General features: G+C 66.3%; 14 protein-coding genes, 1 pseudogene and 1 riboswitch. Of the genes and pseudogenes, 1 reads left to right on the top strand and 14 read right to left on the bottom strand.

Annotated elements, in window-relative coordinates; translation table 11 throughout:
* Positions 1-14: 14 nt before the first annotated feature.
* From cobS to cbiE, 6 genes and pseudogenes are all read right to left on the bottom strand, one after another.
* The gene (gene cobS / locus AC3EMP_RS24985; protein ID WP_352595411.1) at positions 15-782 is read right to left on the bottom strand and encodes an adenosylcobinamide-GDP ribazoletransferase; all 768 of its coding nucleotides are present in this window, start codon (positions 780-782) and stop codon (positions 15-17) included.
* The gene (locus AC3EMP_RS24980) at positions 779-2,092 is read right to left on the bottom strand and encodes a cobyrinic acid a,c-diamide synthase CobB (RefSeq protein WP_352651938.1); all 1,314 of its coding nucleotides are present in this window, start codon (positions 2,090-2,092) and stop codon (positions 779-781) included. The genes cobS and AC3EMP_RS24980 overlap by 4 nt, the downstream gene beginning before the upstream one ends.
* Positions 2,089-2,895, bottom strand: coding sequence for a uroporphyrinogen-III C-methyltransferase (cobA, locus tag AC3EMP_RS24975; protein WP_023690939.1), 807 nt, complete (start codon positions 2,893-2,895; stop codon positions 2,089-2,091). Before cobA ends, AC3EMP_RS24980 begins: the two co-directional genes overlap by 4 nt.
* A pseudogene (gene cobM, locus AC3EMP_RS24970) lies at positions 2,892-3,657 on the bottom strand (precorrin-4 C(11)-methyltransferase). Before cobM ends, cobA begins: the two are co-directional and overlap by 4 nt.
* A complete protein-coding gene (locus AC3EMP_RS24965; RefSeq protein ID WP_023690940.1) occupies positions 3,654-4,040 on the bottom strand; it encodes a cobalamin biosynthesis protein in 387 nt (128 codons plus the stop codon). Before AC3EMP_RS24965 ends, cobM begins: the two are co-directional and overlap by 4 nt.
* Complete coding sequence (cbiE, locus tag AC3EMP_RS24960) at positions 4,037-5,263, bottom strand: precorrin-6y C5,15-methyltransferase (decarboxylating) subunit CbiE (protein ID WP_352712318.1); 1,227 nt, start codon at positions 5,261-5,263, stop codon at positions 4,037-4,039. Before cbiE ends, AC3EMP_RS24965 begins: the two co-directional genes overlap by 4 nt.
* A gap of 208 nt (positions 5,264-5,471) precedes the next feature.
* On the opposite strand from cbiE, the gene AC3EMP_RS24955 reads away from it, so the two are divergent.
* Positions 5,472-6,230: a cobalt-precorrin-6A reductase gene (locus AC3EMP_RS24955; RefSeq protein WP_032903654.1), complete on the top strand. Its 759-nt coding sequence runs from the start codon at positions 5,472-5,474 to the stop codon at positions 6,228-6,230.
* Here AC3EMP_RS24955 and AC3EMP_RS24950 read toward each other — a convergent pair.
* From AC3EMP_RS24950 to AC3EMP_RS24915, 8 genes are all read right to left on the bottom strand, one after another.
* Positions 6,194-6,958, bottom strand: a complete 765-nt coding sequence (locus AC3EMP_RS24950) for a precorrin-3B C(17)-methyltransferase (protein WP_023700382.1) — start codon at positions 6,956-6,958, stop codon at positions 6,194-6,196. The two genes, AC3EMP_RS24955 and AC3EMP_RS24950, sit on opposite strands and share 37 nt — an antisense overlap.
* Positions 6,955-7,728 (bottom strand): precorrin-2 C(20)-methyltransferase, encoded by a 774-nt coding sequence (locus AC3EMP_RS24945; RefSeq protein ID WP_031199068.1) that lies wholly within the window; start codon positions 7,726-7,728, stop codon positions 6,955-6,957. Before AC3EMP_RS24945 ends, AC3EMP_RS24950 begins: the two co-directional genes overlap by 4 nt.
* The gene (locus tag AC3EMP_RS24940) at positions 7,725-8,357 is read right to left on the bottom strand and encodes a precorrin-8X methylmutase (protein ID WP_023739148.1); all 633 of its coding nucleotides are present in this window, start codon (positions 8,355-8,357) and stop codon (positions 7,725-7,727) included. Before AC3EMP_RS24940 ends, AC3EMP_RS24945 begins: the two co-directional genes overlap by 4 nt.
* Before the next feature lie 2 nt (positions 8,358-8,359).
* On the bottom strand, positions 8,360-9,823 hold the full coding sequence (cobG, locus tag AC3EMP_RS24935; protein ID WP_352595420.1) for a precorrin-3B synthase: 1,464 nt from the start codon (positions 9,821-9,823) through the stop codon (positions 8,360-8,362).
* A complete protein-coding gene (gene cobN / locus AC3EMP_RS24930; protein ID WP_352673996.1) occupies positions 9,820-13,500 on the bottom strand; it encodes a cobaltochelatase subunit CobN in 3,681 nt (1,226 codons plus the stop codon). The genes cobG and cobN overlap by 4 nt, the downstream gene beginning before the upstream one ends.
* A gap of 18 nt (positions 13,501-13,518) precedes the next feature.
* Complete coding sequence (gene cobW / locus AC3EMP_RS24925) at positions 13,519-14,571, bottom strand: cobalamin biosynthesis protein CobW (protein ID WP_023698338.1); 1,053 nt, start codon at positions 14,569-14,571, stop codon at positions 13,519-13,521.
* Positions 14,572-14,573: 2 nt separating this feature from the next.
* Complete coding sequence (locus tag AC3EMP_RS24920) at positions 14,574-14,999, bottom strand: DUF1636 family protein (RefSeq protein ID WP_023685191.1); 426 nt, start codon at positions 14,997-14,999, stop codon at positions 14,574-14,576.
* Between the two features lie 38 nt (positions 15,000-15,037).
* Positions 15,038-15,244, bottom strand: a riboswitch (cobalamin riboswitch).
* A gap of 58 nt (positions 15,245-15,302) precedes the next feature.
* Positions 15,303-15,995, bottom strand: coding sequence for a DUF6348 family protein (locus AC3EMP_RS24915; RefSeq protein WP_023690307.1), 693 nt, complete (start codon positions 15,993-15,995; stop codon positions 15,303-15,305).
* Positions 15,996-15,997 lie beyond the last annotated feature (2 nt).

The following is a 15,997-nucleotide window of genomic DNA, read 5'->3' as shown; positions in this document are numbered from 1 at the left end:
TCTCCGGGGAAGAATCAGGACAGGGAAATGGAAGCGACGAGCAGGACAGTGATCTCGCCCAACTGCTGCAGGGCGCCGATAGTGTCACCGGTGTGGCCGCCAATCTGGTTGAGGCAGAGCGCGCGCAAGGCGCTGAACACGAGAGCGAGCAGGATCAGTGCGGCAAAGGCGCCGCCGAGCCCCAGAGTCAGAAGCGGGATGGCCCCGAGCACGGCGCCGAGAACAGTTGTCTGGGTCGAGACGGTCCCGGCGCCGGCAGACAGGCCGTCACTGCGCGCCGCCGGCGCTAGATGCATGAACGCGCCGAGCAGGCCTCGCGAGGCGGCATGGGCGGCGATCAGCGCGAAGAGAACGCTTGTCGGATCGGCCAGTTGCGACAGCGCGCTCCAGCGAATGAGCATCGACAGGCCAAGCGCCGAAGCGCCATAGGCGCCGATACGGCTGTCGCGCATGATCTCGAGTTTTTTATCGCGCGTCTTGCCGCCGCCAAAGCCATCTGCGACATCCGACAGCCCATCCTCATGCAGGCAGCCGGTGGCGAGCAGGGTTGCTGCAAGCGCAAGTGCGGCCGCCGGCCCAGCGGCGAGACCGAGCTTTACCCCGATGGCGTAGACGACGGCGCCGACCAAAGCGACCGCGAGGCCGGCGGCAGGCGCCGCCCAGATCGCATCGGCCAGGCTGCGGCCACGAAAGTCGAAGACCGGCAGCGGCAGCCGGGTGAAGAAGACGAGGCAAAGCGCGACGTCGTCGAACGCTTGCCGGGGCGAGGGCACGGAGGTCATGCACCCCTCGCAATGGCGTGGAAGAAGGTGCCGCTGACATGGCCGCGGCGATAGCCGGAGGCGCCGAGCGGATTGCCCTGACCGTCGGCGAGATCGGCCAATGGCTCGTCATTGCCGGTCGCAATCATCTGCGCATAGTGGAATTCATGGCCACGGATCAGCGCGCCTTGCGGCCCCAGCGGACAGGCGACGCGCAGGCGTGCCTCGCGGTAGCCGAGGTTCATCTTGCGCTTGGCAAAGCTGGTGGAATGGCCGAGCAGGCCAAGCATGGCGTGCGTCTCGCCGGCCGCGTCCTCCAGCGCTTCGCCCAGCACCATGAAGCCGCCGCACTCGCCATGGATCGGCTTGGTCTCGGCAAACCTGGCCATGCCAGCTCGGAAATTGGTCGCCGCCGCGAGGCTGCCGGAGTGGAGCTCGGGATAGCCGCCGGGCAGCCAGCAGACATCGCAATTCTGCACCGGTGCTTCGTCGGCTAGCGGCGAGAACGGCACGATCTCGGCGCCGGCCTGACGCCAGTGGGCGGCGACGTGCGGATAGAGGAAGGTGAAGGCGGCGTCTTCGGCGAGCGCGATTCGTTGGCCGGGCGGCTGCAAGGCATGTTCGAAACTGCCTGATGCCGGCGAAAACGGCGCGGCCAGCGCCATGATGGCGTCAAGGTCGAGGGATTTCTCGACCATGTCGGCGAGGCGGTCGAGATGCGTCATCAGGTCGGCATATTCGCCGGCCTGGACGAGGCCGAGATGGCGCTCCGGCAAATTGAGCGTGGGATCGCGCAGGATGGCGCCGACGACCGGCAGGCCGAGCGTTTCGATCGCCTCGCTGCACAGCTTGCGGTGGCGCTCGCTGCCGAGACGGTTGAGCACGATTCCGGCCATGCGCACATCCGGGTCGTAGGTGGCAAAACCCTTGGCGACGGCGGCCGCCGTCGTCGACTGTCCCGAGACGTCGAGCACCAAAAGCACCGGCAGGTGGTAGAGCCGCGCCAGATCGGCGGCCGAGCCGGTGCGGCCTTGTCCGGCCGGGATGCCGTCGAACAGGCCCATCGCGCTTTCGAGGAAGATAAAATCGGCATCCTCGGTGGCATTGCCGGCCAACGCGTTGAGCAGGTCAGGCGACATCGCCCAGCTGTCCAGGTTGACGCCGGACAGACCGGTTGCGGCGGTATGAAAACCCGGATCGATATAGTCGGGGCCGGACTTGGCGCCGCGCACCTTGATGCCGCGCCGGGCGAGCGCGCGCAAAATGCCGATGGTGACGCTGGTCTTGCCGGAGCCGGAACGCGGCGCGCCGATGATGATGGCGCGGGTCATGCGTTACCCGCCAGTGCTGCGCGCATGGCGACGATGCCGCCGACGACAATGAGGGCCGGCGAGGCCAATTCCGCCGCGGCGGCCGCTTCGGAAATGGTGGCGAGTGTCGCGACGACGGTCCGCTCCTGCGGTGTCGTCGCCGAAACGATGACAGCCGCCGGCGTCGACGGCGCCAGCCCGCCTTCGAGCAGCGACGCGGCGATAACAGGCAGATTGGCCATGCCCATATAGATGACCACCGGCTGGCCGGTGCGGGCGATCGCGCCCCAGTCGAGATCGTCATCTGTGCCGGCGGCATGACCTGTCGCCAGGATGATCGCCTTGTTGATGCCGCGCATGGTTGCGGGAATGCCGGTGGCGGCCAGCGCGCTCAGCCCCGATGTCAGGCCGGGCAGGACGCGGAACGGGATTTTTTCTCGCGCCAGCGCCAGCGCCTCTTCGCCGCCACGGCCGAAAATATAGGGATCGCCGCCCTTCAGCCGGACGACGCGGCGGCCCTCGCGTGCCAGCCGCACCAGCAAAGCGGTGATATCGTCCTGCCTCATGGACGGTTTGCCGCCGCGTTTTCCTGCAAAGAACAGCTGGGCATTGTCCGCAACGGCGACAACGTCAGAGGAGACCAGCGCGTCATAGACCACGGCGTCGGCCTCGGCCAATGCCGCCAGCACTTCCAGCGTCAGGCAGCCGGGATCGCCCGGGCCGGCGCCGGCCAGCCAGACATGGCCCGGCTCAAGCCGGCGCGGCTTGAAGTTCAGCCGGGCAAGGGCCTGTTCGAGCGTGGTGTTTTCGCTTTTACCGCTCACAATCCGTCCCGTCCGCGAAAACGCCGCTGATAGTGGGCGTCGTACAATGAACTCTCGCCAAAACCTTCCGCTGCCAGCGAGCGGCCGACGAAGATGATCGCCGTGCGCTCCATCGGGTCGGCGGCGAGCAGTGCCTCGATCGTGGCGAGCGTGCCGGTCAGCACGCGCTCGTCCGGCCATGAAGCGCGAAAGACGATCGCCACCGGGCAATCGCCGCCATAATGCGGCGACAATTCGGCGACGACTCGGTCGATGGCGTGGATGGCGAGATGAATGGCCAGCGTCGCGCCGGTGCGGCCGAAGCCGGCCAGCGTTTCGCCCGGCGGCATTTTCGAGGCGCGGCCCGAGACGCGGGTCAGCACCAGAACTCTGCGCCACCTCGGGAATGGTCAGTTCGCGGCGGAGGGCTGCGGCTGCGGCGGCGAAAGAGGGAACGCCCGGCGTCAGCGTGTAAGGAATGCCGTGTTTTTCCAGCCGGCGGATCTGCTCGGCCACGGCGCTCCACACCGAGAGGTCGCCGGAATGCAGGCGGGCGACATCGTGGCCGGCCTGGTGGGCTGTCACATATTCGACCTCGATTTCGTCGAGTGACATCGGCGCCGTATCGATCAGTTTGGTCCCCGGTGCGCAGTGTTGCAGCAATTCCGGCGCGACGATCGAGCCGGCATGCAGACAGACCGGGCAGCTTGCCAGCAGCTTGGCGCCGCGCAGTGTGATGAGGTCGGCGGCGCCGGGACCGGCGCCGATGAAATGCACCGTCATGGCGCGTCTCCGCTGATGGCGATGGCGCAGGTGACCGGGCCGAGCACGGTGCGTGGACCAAGCAGCTTTGCACCGGGGCCGGCAACGGCAAGGGCGGAGGCTTCTGAGACGGAGGGTGTGCCGGCGAGATCCTGCGAGAGATCGGATTTGCTGAGTGCCTCCGACGAGACGGCCTGAAGTGCTGCGTCATCAACGATGATGACGGGAAGGTTGAGCGTGCGGCCAGCGGCAGAGATCGCTTCTTCGTCTTTCTTGAGCGCGGCGGTCGCCAAGGCCGACAGCGCCGTTATCGCCAGCCCGTGCGCTTCGAGGGCGGTTTCGATCGCCGCGAGCACGTCTTCGACGCTCACGCCCTTCCGGCTGCCGATGCCCGCCACCATCATGGCTTCACCCAGCTCCACTGGGTGACCGGCATGGCCGGGCGCCAGGCCTGCATCGAACCGACAGGAGAAGCGCGGGAAATGGTGATGCGGGTAAGGTCGCCGCCGCGCTTGATGTGCTCCGCGAGAAGCAGCGCCTCCATCTCCAGCGTCACCGCATTGGCAACGAGACGGCCACGGGATGGCAGCGCCTTGATGGCGGCGTTCAGTACGCCGGCGTCGCTGCCACCTCCGCCGATGAAGATCGCATCCGGCGTGTCCAGCCCGGCCAGTGCCTTGGGCGCCGACCCTTCCACCACGACAAGACCGGGCACGCCGCAATGCGCGGCGTTGCGGACGATGCGGGCGGCGCGGTCGCTGTTGGCCTCGATGGCGATGGCGCGCGTCGAGGGGTGAGCGAGCATCCATTCGATGCCGATGGAGCCGGAACCGGCGCCGATGTCCCACAGCAATTCGCCACGCCTCGGCGCCAGCGCCGCAAGCGTGATGGCGCGGATGTCGTGCTTGGTGATCTGGCCGTCGTGCTCGAACAGATGGTCGGCGCGGCCAACGGTCAGCGGCAGGATGCGGGCCTCTTGTGTCGATTCAAGCTCAAGCGCCAGCACGTTGAGCGGATTGATGTCTCTGAGATCGAAAGCGTCGGCACGTGCCGAGCGAAGCTTCTCGTTCGGTCCGCCCAGCGCTTCCAGAACGGTCAGCCGCGAACCGCCGAAGTCGAGCTCTGCGAGCAGGCGCGCTATTGTCGCTGGTGCGTCGCCGTCCGACGTCAGCGCCAGGATGCGCGCCCTGGGATGCAGCAGCGGCCGGATCAGATCGAGTGGGCGGCCATGCAGCGAGATCACTTCGATGTCCTGCAACGCCCAGCCGAGCCGTGCGGCGGCCAGCGAAGTCGCTGACGGCGCGGGGATAACATGCATTTGCCCAGGCTTCACCTTGCGGGCAAGCGTAGCGCCGACACCATGGAAGAACGGATCGCCGGAGGCGAGCACGCAGACCTGCCGGCCGGCCAGCGCCAGCACGTCTGCCATGCCGGCATCGAAAGGAACCGGCCATGGGCGCTGCTCACCCTTGATGAGCGAAGCCACCAGCGCCAGATGCCGCTTGCCGCCGAAGACGAATTCGGCCTCGGCGATCTGCCGCTTGGCCTCGTCGCCGAGACCCGCTAAACCGTCCTCGCCGATGCCGATGATTGTAAGCCATTTTGGCGTGGGCTGTTTTTTTGACATGTCGCGCCGCCCCTCATCCGCCTGAGGCGTTCGTCGTTCGAAAAGTCAAGCAATTGACTTTTCGTCTGCCAGCCAGACCACTCCTCACCTCCCCGTGTAGTGACGGGGAGAAGGGAGACGCTCCGGCGCTGACGCCTCCCTCTCCCCGTTCTTCACGGGGAGAGGGTAGGGGTGAGGGGCAGCGCCGACGCTGTTCAACATGGTGCTCATGAAGAAGATTCTGATCCTTGGCGGCACGACAGAAGCGCGCCAATTGGCCGAAAAACTGGTGGAAGATTTCCGTGTCACCTTGTCGCTGGCCGGCCGCACCGAAAGCCCGGTCGCGCAAGGCGTGCCGGTGCGCAGCGGCGGATTTGGCGGCGCCGACGGGCTGGCCGCCTATCTCAGGGAGGCGGGCATCGACCTGCTGATCGACGCCACGCATCCCTATGCGGCGCAGATATCCGCCAATGCGGCGCAAGCCTCGCGCCTGACCGGTGTGCCGATCCTGGCGCTGCGCCGTCCCGGCTGGAAGCCTGTCGACGGCGACCGCTGGACGCAGGTCGATACGACAGGCGATGCGGTGCACGCGCTTGGATCGACGCCGCGCCGCGCCTTCCTGGCGCTCGGCCGGCAAGAGGTCGCGGCTTTCGAGGCGGCGCCGCAGCATCACTACCTCATCCGCAGCGTCGATCCGGTCGAGCCGAAACTGGCGGTGCCGGATGCGACCTACCTTCTGGCGCGCGGGCCGTTTCGCGAGGCGGATGAACGCGCACTGCTCGAGGAGCACCGCATCGATGGTGTCGTGTCCAAGAACAGCGGCGGTGAGGCGACCTACGGCAAGATCGCGGCGGCGCGGGCGCTCGGTATCGAGGTGGTGATGGTGCGCAGGCCCATCCTGCCGGAGGTGCCGTCGGCCGAAACTGTCGAAGCATTGGCCGCGATGATCGATCATGGTCTCGACCCCGTCGCGGAGCGCGGCGTGTAGACCAGCGCCGGTTTGTCGCCGCGCTTGATGATCCGTGTTTCCGGCGAACCGATGATGATGCAGGTCGCCATGTCGGCTTTTTGCGCGTCGACATCGGCCAGCAAAAAGACCTCGATGCGCTCGTCCGGGCGGCCGGCGGCGCGGCCGAAGATGACCGGCGTGGTGCCGGGCAGGATGGCGGCCAGGCATTCGAAGGCACGGCCGAGCTGCCAAGGGCGCGCCTTGCTGATCGGGTTATAGAGCGCGATGACGAAGCCGGCGCCGGCCGCCGCCAGGAGGCGCAGTTCGATCAAGTCCCACGGCTTCAGATTGTCGGACAGCGAGATGGCGCAGAAATCATGGCCGAGCGGCGCGCCGATGCGGGCGGCAACCGCCAGCATGGCGGTGACGCCGGGCACGACAGTGACATCGACGGTGCGCCATTCGGCCGGACCGGCCTCGATCGCCTCGCAGACGGCGGCCGCCATGGCGAACACGCCGGGATCGCCGCCGGAGACGACGGCGACGTCATGGCCGTCCGCCGCCTTTACCAGCGCGTCCTTGGAGCGGGCGAGTTCCTCGCGATTATCCGAGGCGACGCGGGTTTGATCCGGGCGAAGATCAAGCCGGTCGAGATACGGCTTGTAGCCATAGAAGAACTTTGCCTCGGCGACGGCGCGGCTGGCTTGCGGCGTCACCTGGTCGGCATTGCCGGGCCCAAGGCCGATGACGGTGAGCCGGCCGCTCACGGCGTGCCTCCCATAACGCCAGGCCGGCCGGACCAGCCGGCGACCAGCACGATGGCGAAATAGGGGGCCTTGTCGTCCGGCTTGTCGGCGAGCTTCAACGAAACGCTGCCGGCCATGGTGCCGCGCTCGACATAGACGGCGCGGGTCAGTTTGCCGGTGGCTTCCAGCGCCCGCCTGATCTTGGGCAGGTTGCGGCCGACCTTCATGATGACGGCGGCATCCGTGTCGGCGAGACGGCGTGTCAGCTCGAACTCGCTCATCGTGCCGGGCAAAACCGTCAGGACATCGTCGCCCTGGACGATCGGCACGCCGGTCTGCGACCAGCAGCCCGACATGGCGGTGACGCCGGGGATGACTTCGGTCGGGAAGCGATGGGCGAGGCGGACATGCAGGTGCATGTAGGAGCCGTAGAACAGCGGGTCGCCTTCGGAGAGCACGGCGACCATGCGGCCGGCTTCGAGGTGTTCGGCGACCTTCTCGGCCGACTCCTCGTAGAAATCGGTGATCTGCGAACGGTAGTCGTCGTGATCCTTGTCGATCTCGGTGGTGACGGGATAGAGAAGCGGCAGTTCCAGCATATCCGGCCGGAAACGCGCCTCGACGATGGCGCGCGCGTTGCTATTGTTGCCGCGCTTGGCGAAATAGGCAACGACATCGGCCTCGGCCAGGACGCGCGCGGCTTTCAGCGTCAAGAGTTCGGGATCGCCGGGACCGGTGCCGACGCCGACGAGGCGGCCTTTTGCCAGATCTTCTTTGACAGCTGCGTTCACAGGCCGGGCCTCGCCAGCGAATTGAGCGCGGCTGCAGTCATGGCGCTGCCGCCAAGCCTGCCGCGCACGATGGCGTAGGGCACGCCATAGGAATTCTGCACCAGCGCATCCTTGGATTCGGCGGCCCCGACGAAGCCGACCGGCATGCCGATGATCGCCGCCGGCTTCGGCGCGCCGTCGCGCAATTTTTCCAGGAGATAGAACAGTGCCGTCGGCGCATTGCCTATGGCGACCACCGAACCGGCCATACGCTCGCCCCACAGATCGATTGCCGCGGCCGAGCGGGTGTTGCCGATCTGCTTGGCGATGTCGTGCGTGCGCGGGTCGCGCAAGGTGCAGATCACCTCGTTGCCGGCCGGCAACCGGGCGCGGGTGACGCCATGCGAGACCATTTCGGCGTCGCAGAAGATCGGTGCGCCGGCCGTCAAGGCGCTGCGGGCGGCGGCAACGAAATCGCTGGAGAAAACAAAATGACTTGATGCTTCGACCTGGCCGCAGGCATGGATCATGCGGATGGCAATGTCGGCCTCGGCCTCGGAAAAGCGGGACAAATCGGCCTCGGCGCGGATGATGGCAAAAGAGCGCTCATAGATGGCGTTGCCGTCATGGATGTAATCGTAGGCGGCCATGCTTATTCCTGTCGGTAGCTTTCGGCGATTGCCGCCGGTCCGAGCCTTGTCAGGCAGGCGGCGGCGGTTTCACCTGGATATTGAGCGCTGCGGACCATCGCTGCGACGCGACCGATGCCGCGCGCGGCGTCATAGCCCGGCCTGTAGCCCGCAGGAAGGGCCTTTGCCGTCGCGTTCACGACAAGTCCGGCTCCGTTTTCGCCGCCGACGATTGTTAGCGCGGCAGAGCCGGGGTGAGCGCAGCCCTTGGCGCAGCCGGAAATGTGCAGTGTGAAGTCGAGGATATCAGCGTTTTCGGCGGCGATTTTCTCGGCGATGTCGCGCGTGGCGATGCGGCCGGAGGCACACGCAGGGGTGCCGGGGCAGGCGGCGATGCGGGTGCGCGGGTCGGCGGCGGTGGTGACGAAGCCGAGCGCGGTGGCGGTGGCCTGCAGGAGGTGGTTTGCGGACGATGGTTGGCCGAGGAAAAGCAAGGCGCGGCCGGGGGCGAGGCGGATTTCGGCGACGCCGAGGGACAGGGCGCTTTGGGCGAGGGCGATGAGTTTTTCGGCCGGCATGCTGCCATAGGGGAGGGCTATGCCGAGAGCGGTGGTGTCGTTGGATAAGGGGAAAAGACCGATAGGCCGGCGATCCTGCACACCCCCCTCCGTCCTGCCGGACATCTCCCCCTCAAGGGGGGAGATTGCGTCTTCGTGGGCGATTTCGCCAATTTTCAGCGTCGAAAGTGGAGAGCCGCCGGCGACCCTGCTGATCTCCCCCCTTGTGGGGGAGATGTCCGGCAGGACAGAGGGGGGCGCGAGGGAATGCCAGCTTGCGAGAGAGGCCAATTGCCTCTCCGACAAATCCCGAGAATGTGCGTCACGCCCCTTCTCGGCAACCATCCTCAGCGCAGCAACCGCAATATCGCGCGCTGCATCCTCATCGGCCGTCGCAAGCGGCCTCGCGCTTTGACCGTCAACAGCGACAGATACAGTCCACAGAACGCTAGCGCCGTCCCGCACCGCCTTCAGCCTGACATCGGCCGTCACCCCATCCATCGTCAACTGCCCGTCGCCATCGACAACCACCGAAACCTTCGGCCCGAGCCTTGGCGTCAGCCCAGCTTCCTCGACCGCAGCCCTGACCCGCTCAGCCAAAGATCGCGGATCGGCAATCTCCCGCGGATCGATGCCGGCCAGCGGCCCGGTCTCGACCGGCACGCCGGTACGCACTGCAATCCCCAGTGCATCGACCTCCGCCGCCAACAGCACCGCACTTTCCGCCGTCAGGCCGCGTATCTGCAGGCTGCCTCGTGCGGTCACTTCCATGATGCCGTTGCCGCGCTTCAAGGCGGATTCGCAGAGTCCGATCAGCGACTTGGGGGAAAGCCCTCCAGCAACCGGGTTGAGCCGCACCAGCAGGCCATCGCCGGTCTGCATCGGCGCCGAGAGAGCCGGACAGGCGCCGCGGCGCGAGAAGGCGTTCATGCCGCGACCCCGAGCGCCTCGGCCTCGGCGATCAACGCCGCGAGATCGTCGTCGATCGCGTTGCGCAAGGGATGCCAGAGACCACGCCGGCGCGCCGACAGGAAGCGTTCGGCGATGACTTTGGCTGCGGCCGGGTTTTCGCGCAGGATGAAGGCGCGGACATCGGGATCACCGACATAGGCATCATGCACGGCCTCGATCAGCGCGCCTGAAATGGCGTGCGTGGTTTCAGCGAAGCCGATGAGGCGGTCGACCGTTTCGGCGAATTCGGAGGCGCCGCGCGGGCCGTGCCGCATCTGGCCGGCGATGAAACGCGCATTGACGGCTCGCGCCCGCACAACCCGCGACACAGCCTCGCCGACCGAGCGCGGCTTCGGCTTGTGCGGGTCGGTGGTGTCGAGCACGATGACGTCGGCATTTCGGCCGAGCGTCGCAAGTGCAGCCGAAAAGCCGCCGATGAAGGCGACGTCGGCGGAGCCCTCGAGAATGTCGCGGCCGGGATCGTCGCCGGTGTGGACGAGCAGATCGGCCTCGGCGATGCGGGTCTCGAAAGCGCCGGGGGAGGCAATGCCTTCGCCCTCGGCGCCGCCATAGGCATGCGATGTCGCATCGAGATAGGCGCGGCCGATTTCTTCGCGCCCGACCCAGTCGCCGCTGGACAGCAGGTCCTCGACGCCGGCGCCGTAGGTGCCGGGCGAGGTGCCGAAGATGCGCGGGCCGATCTTGCCATCGGCGCGGGTTCTGGCGGCGAGCGGGTTTTCCGAATCGTCCTCGTCGCGCGCGGCTACGGCGTTGGCGGCGGCGTCGATCAGCGCGATCTGGGTCGGGAACATGTCGCGGAACAGACCCGAAATCCGCCAGGTGACATCGACGCGCGGGCGACCGAGCGTGGCCGGCGGCAGCACTTCGATGCCGGTGATGCGGCCGGTGGCACTGTCCCATTGCGGCCGGCAGCCCATCAGCGCCAGGCCTTGCGCGATCTCCTCGCCGCCAGTGCGCAGCGAGGCCGAGCCCCAGAGGTCGATGACCAGCGAGCGCGGCCAGTCGCCATGCGACTGCATATAGCCGCGCACGACTTCTTCTGCCGCCGCCTTTCCCAGATCGTAGGCGGTCGGCGTCGGCATGGTGCGCGGGTCGGAGGTGAACAGGTTGCGGCCGGTGGGCAGCACGTCGGAGCGGCCACGCGCCGGTGCGCCCGCCGGACCCGCCTTGATGTGACGGCCGTCGAGCGCGGCAAGAAGTGCTGCTTTCTCGGCCTCCGCGCTTTGCACGCGCATGGCGTCGGGCTCGTCGTCGGGAGCGCGGCCATAGATGTGCAGGCCGTCCTTGATGGCGAAATCCTTGAGGTCGCAGAGCCAGGCGTCGATGCGGCGCAGCGCCTCGTCGGGCGCATCGGTTCCGGCGACGCCGGCTTCGGAGGCGAAGCCGGTCTTTTGCGCCGTGTCGACGATCAGCTTGGCCAGACGATCGCGGCGGCGGCGGTCGAGGCCGTCGGCCTGGGCGTATTCGTCGACGAGGCGTTCGAGCTTGTGCTGCCCTTCGTCGAGGCCGGCACCGGTCAACGGCGGCGGCAGATGGCCAAGCGTGACGGCGGCGATACGCCGCTTCGCCTGCGCCGCTTCGCCGGGATTGGAGACGATGAAGGGGTAAATGACGGGCAACGAGCCGGTGACGATCTCGGGGAAGCAGTTTTGTGAGAGCGCTACCGTCTTGCCGGGCAGCCATTCCAGCGTGCCATGAGCGCCGACATGGATGAGAGCATGGATGCGGAGCGATTTGCGCAGCCACAGGCCGAAGGCGATGAGGTTGTGGCGGGGAGGGAGCGTCGGGTCGTGGTAATCGGCGCGGCGGTCGGCCGAGCGGCCACGGTCGGGGGCGAGAGCGACAGTGATGTTGCCGAAGGTGGCGGCGCGGAAGGGGAAGCCGCTCTTACCCTCCCCCTTGTGGGGAGGGTGGCCCGCAGCGCCGGGTGGGGGTGGTGCACCGCTACCCCCACCCCGTTTCGCGCTATCCGCTTCGCGAATGTCGCGAACCGACCCTCCCCACAAGGGGGAGGGTGAAGGAGCGCCCCATGCCGCCTCGACTGCAGCCAGTGCCTCAGCCGGCAAATCCTTTGAGAAGTCCAGATACTCATCCAGCCCCAGCCCACCATCGCTCCGCCCCAACGCATCCAGCAGCGCACGCGGCGTTTCTGGAATCCCGTCTACGCGATAGCCCTGCTCCTTCAGGTCATGCAGCATGGCCAGCACGCTGGACGGCACATCCAGGCCCACTGCATAGCCAGTGCGGCCGGGCGCGCTCGGATAGTCCGGAATGAGGATCGCCAACTTACGCGTCGCGCGGGGCGTCTGCTGCAACCGTGTGAACGCCGCTAGCCTGTCCGCCACTTGCGCCACGCGATCCGGTTCCGGGCGGTTGGCGAAAGCGCGGTGGCCGAGCGCCGGGTCGGTCTCGCTCTCGCCCTTGAAGGAAATCGCGCCGGCAAGGATACGGCCGTCGAGTTCGGGCAGCACGACATGCATGGCGAGGTCGGCGGGCGCCAGGCCGCGCTGGTTGTTGTCCCAGACGTCGCGGCGGGTGGTGGCGACGATGACCTGGAAGACCGGCACGCCGGCGCGGTCGAACAGGGTTTGGACGCCGGGTTCGGCGCCGGAGGCGAAGGCGGTTGCGGTGATGATGGCGGCGGGGTTGAGCGAGGCCAGTGCGGTTTCGACGAAGGCCAGGGAGGTCGGGTCTTTGAGGCTGGAGACGAAGATCGGGACCGGTCTCATGCCGCGCTGGCGGAGTGCATCAAAGAGGGCATCGATTGGCGCGACATCGGCGGCCAGCAGCATCGAGCGGTAGAAGAGGATGGGGATGATGGGAGAGTTGATGTTGTCTGCGCCGAGTTCCCGCCCACCCCCCTCTGTCCTGCCGGACATCTCCCCCGCAAGGGGGGAGATTGTGCTCTCATCGACGCTTTCGCCAATCGGGGATGTTGCAGAGGAATCTATTATCGGCTGGGCAGAAAAAGTGCCGAGGTCCGCGCCGGCTGATCTCCCCCCTTGCGGGGGAGATGTCCGGCAGGACAGAGGGGGGTGTGAAGGAACGCCGACATCGGCAAAATCCAACTTGCCTACGACGCCGCGGCCAGGCTCGTAGTAACCAGCTTTCGGCACGCTGACCGGCTCAGCCGCCGCCGCATCCTGCCCAGCCAACCCCGCCAGCCGCTGCATCAGTGCTGCCATATTCTCCGGTCCGCCCTCGCGGAAATAACCAAGCAGGACGTCCAGATCCTCGCGCGGCAGCGTCGAGGCTTCGATCAGCCTGAGATCCTCGTCGTGGCTCTCGCCCGGCAGCAGCGCCAGCTTGATGCCGTTCGCACGGGCAGTCGCGGCAAGCTGGTCGCAGCCATAGCGCCACCAGTCGTAGCCGCCGAGGATGCGCACCAAAATCACCTTGGCGTGGCGGGCGACGCTGTCGATCCAGAGGTCCACGGACATGGGATGGCGCAGGTCGCGCAGCGCCGCCAGCCGCATCGACGGCAGGCGGGCGGCATCGGCCTTCCACGCCGCCGCGAGGCCGGCGAGGTCGCTGTCGGTGAAGGACAGCGCCACGATATCCGCCGGCGTCTGCCCGAGATCGACGGGCTCGGCGAGATCGTCGAGCGAGGCGGATGTGGTGGTGAGTATATGCATTTCGGCTCGTGGTTTGGATCAGCCGGCGAGTATACGCTCGATCGCCGGGCGGTTCAGTCCTTTCAGGCCAATGACGACAAGACGCGAGCGGCGGTCGTCCTCAGCCGCCCAGGCGCGGTCATAGTAATGATTGACGCGCGGGCCGACGGCCTGCAGCAAAAGCCGCATCGGCTTGCCGCCGACATCGACGAAGCCTTTTACACGCAACACGTTTTCCTGTTCGGCGGCGGTGGCGACGCGCTTGGCCAGGTCGTCGGGATTGGCGATCGAGGGGATGTCGACGATGAAGGTGTCGAAATCGTCATGCTCATGATCGAAAGCGCCGTCGTGATGCGACTTGCGGTTCTCGATGTCGTCTTCGACGGCGAGACCGAGGCCAAGCAGCACCGACGGGTCGACCTTGCCATGCGCAGTCGGCACGATTTTTACCGCGCGGGCGGAATGTTCATTGATGATGGCGTTGGCGCGGGCCGAACCGGGGGCGTCCATCAGATCGCTCTTCGACAGGATGATCAAATCGGCGCAGGCGATCTGGTCCTCGAACACTTCTTCGACAGGATCGTCATGGTCGAGCGTCTCGTCCTGAGCGCGCTGTGCCTGCAAAGCGTCCATGTCGTTGGCGACGCGGCCTTCGGCCAGCGCCGGGCCGTCTACCACGGCGATGACACCGTCGACGGTTACCCGGCTCTTCACGCTCGGCCACTGGAACGCCTGGACCAGCGGCTTGGGCAGAGCCAGGCCCGAGGTCTCGATCAGGATGTGGTCAACCTTCGGTGTCAGCGCGAGGATCTTGTCGAGGGCGGGCACGAAATCGTCGGCGACTGTACAGCAGATGCAGCCATTGGCCAGTTCGACGATGTTTTCCTCGGGGCAGGTGTCGATGCCGCAGCCTTTCAGGATTTCCCCGTCGATGCCGATGTCGCCGAACTCGTTGACGATGATGGCGATGCGCTTGCCGCCGGCATTTTCCAGGAGATGGCGGACCAGCGTCGTCTTGCCGGCGCCGAGGAAGCCTGTAACGACAGTGCAGGGAACACGGGAGAGGTTGGCGGCCGGGTTTGAAGCGTTCATCGTCAGTCCTTCAGCATGTCGAGGGGTGGGATGCGGGCAACGAGGCCGCGCTTGAGGCTATCGGGCCGGCCGCGCCACGGGATGAGGCCGTCGGCCGAAGTCGCGAAGAGCTTTGCGCCGGTAACGAGGTCGGCGCCGCTGGTTGCGGTCAGATCGCCGAAGACATAGCTCCAGCAGCCATCGCGCAGGATCGCGGCGCTGAGGCGGCGCTTGCAATTGCCGAGACATTCGGCGGTGCGGACCCGGATATCGCCGGCAGCGGCGCGGCCTGTGTCCTCAGCCAGCAATTCGCCGGCGCGCGGATGGGCGTCGGAACCGGTCTCATCGCGGCAGGAGGCGCAGACGATGACGGTCACGCCGGTCAGGGCGTCGTTGTCGCCGGACGCAATGTCCGTTGTGCCAGCCGAAAAACTGCTGTTCTGGTCCAAAAACCGTGCTCCTTGCCCGGAAACCCGCCAGGCGATCGGATACTTTGTCTCAGACGGCAGGTCTCCTGGCTCGCGAGTCATTGCCTTGGTTAGCCGCCTTCCCGGTGTTACCCAGTGGCTTTCGGCCTTGGCTCTTCGCTTACAGTTGCGGGGACAGCCGCGGATTTGGGATTTTTTCGTCCCGCACCGCATTCCCTCTTGGCCCTTGCCGTTGCGGGCAGGGGACCGTCTGGAGCGGATTTAGGCTTTTGCAGGCAGCGGTGTCAACGCACGGCTACGACATGGCGATGTCGGCAGGGGCTGTCATGTCCCGGCTTCCGGCAGTGCCAGGATGACCTGTCGGATAGCTTGATAGCCATCGCTATAGTCCCAGTCATGACCGACAGCCAGATTCTGTCCCTCATGCCAAACCGCGTTGTCCAGAAGGACTTCGGCACTAATCAGCGTGCCCTTCAAGCCTGCCAGAAAGGTCCGGACAAAATGGCTTCCGGGGGGTACCGAAGCTGTGAACAGCTTTTCCAGCTTGGCATAGAATGCTGGATAGCCTGGTGTCAGCGAGCATAGCTCGGTTGTGGCCTGGGAAATGACCGGGCCGCTATAGATTTTCCAGCGGGCATCTTTTCGCCAGATCTTCCAACTGGCGCTGCTTCGCTGCCAAAGCTCTATTTCGGCCTGCATGTTCTCGCAGACGTGATCGGCCAGTCCCTCAATGGCCACATGGAAAACACCACGGAGAAACTTTTCAAACGCCTGGTTCAGTTCCTGTTCGCGCGTGTCGCCGAAGCCAGCAAAGGATTCAATGACCGGCTGAACATCAAGCAGCGGAGAAAAAATGTAGATTTCCAGGACCAGCCGGTCAGAACTCGTCTCGAACACCTCAGCCTCAAACCGAAGCTGCTTCGATTGGAGCATGACGTCCCTATCTCTGCGGACTGCATCTATTCCATGCGCAATGAGGGCGCCATGGATCATGTCGAGCACTTTGTCCGATGCCATTG

It is taken from the genome of Mesorhizobium sp. P160219 (assembly GCF_057786095.1).
The sequence above is the reverse complement of the archived record's forward strand: the minus strand, read 5'-3'. Positions and strand labels throughout refer to the sequence as shown.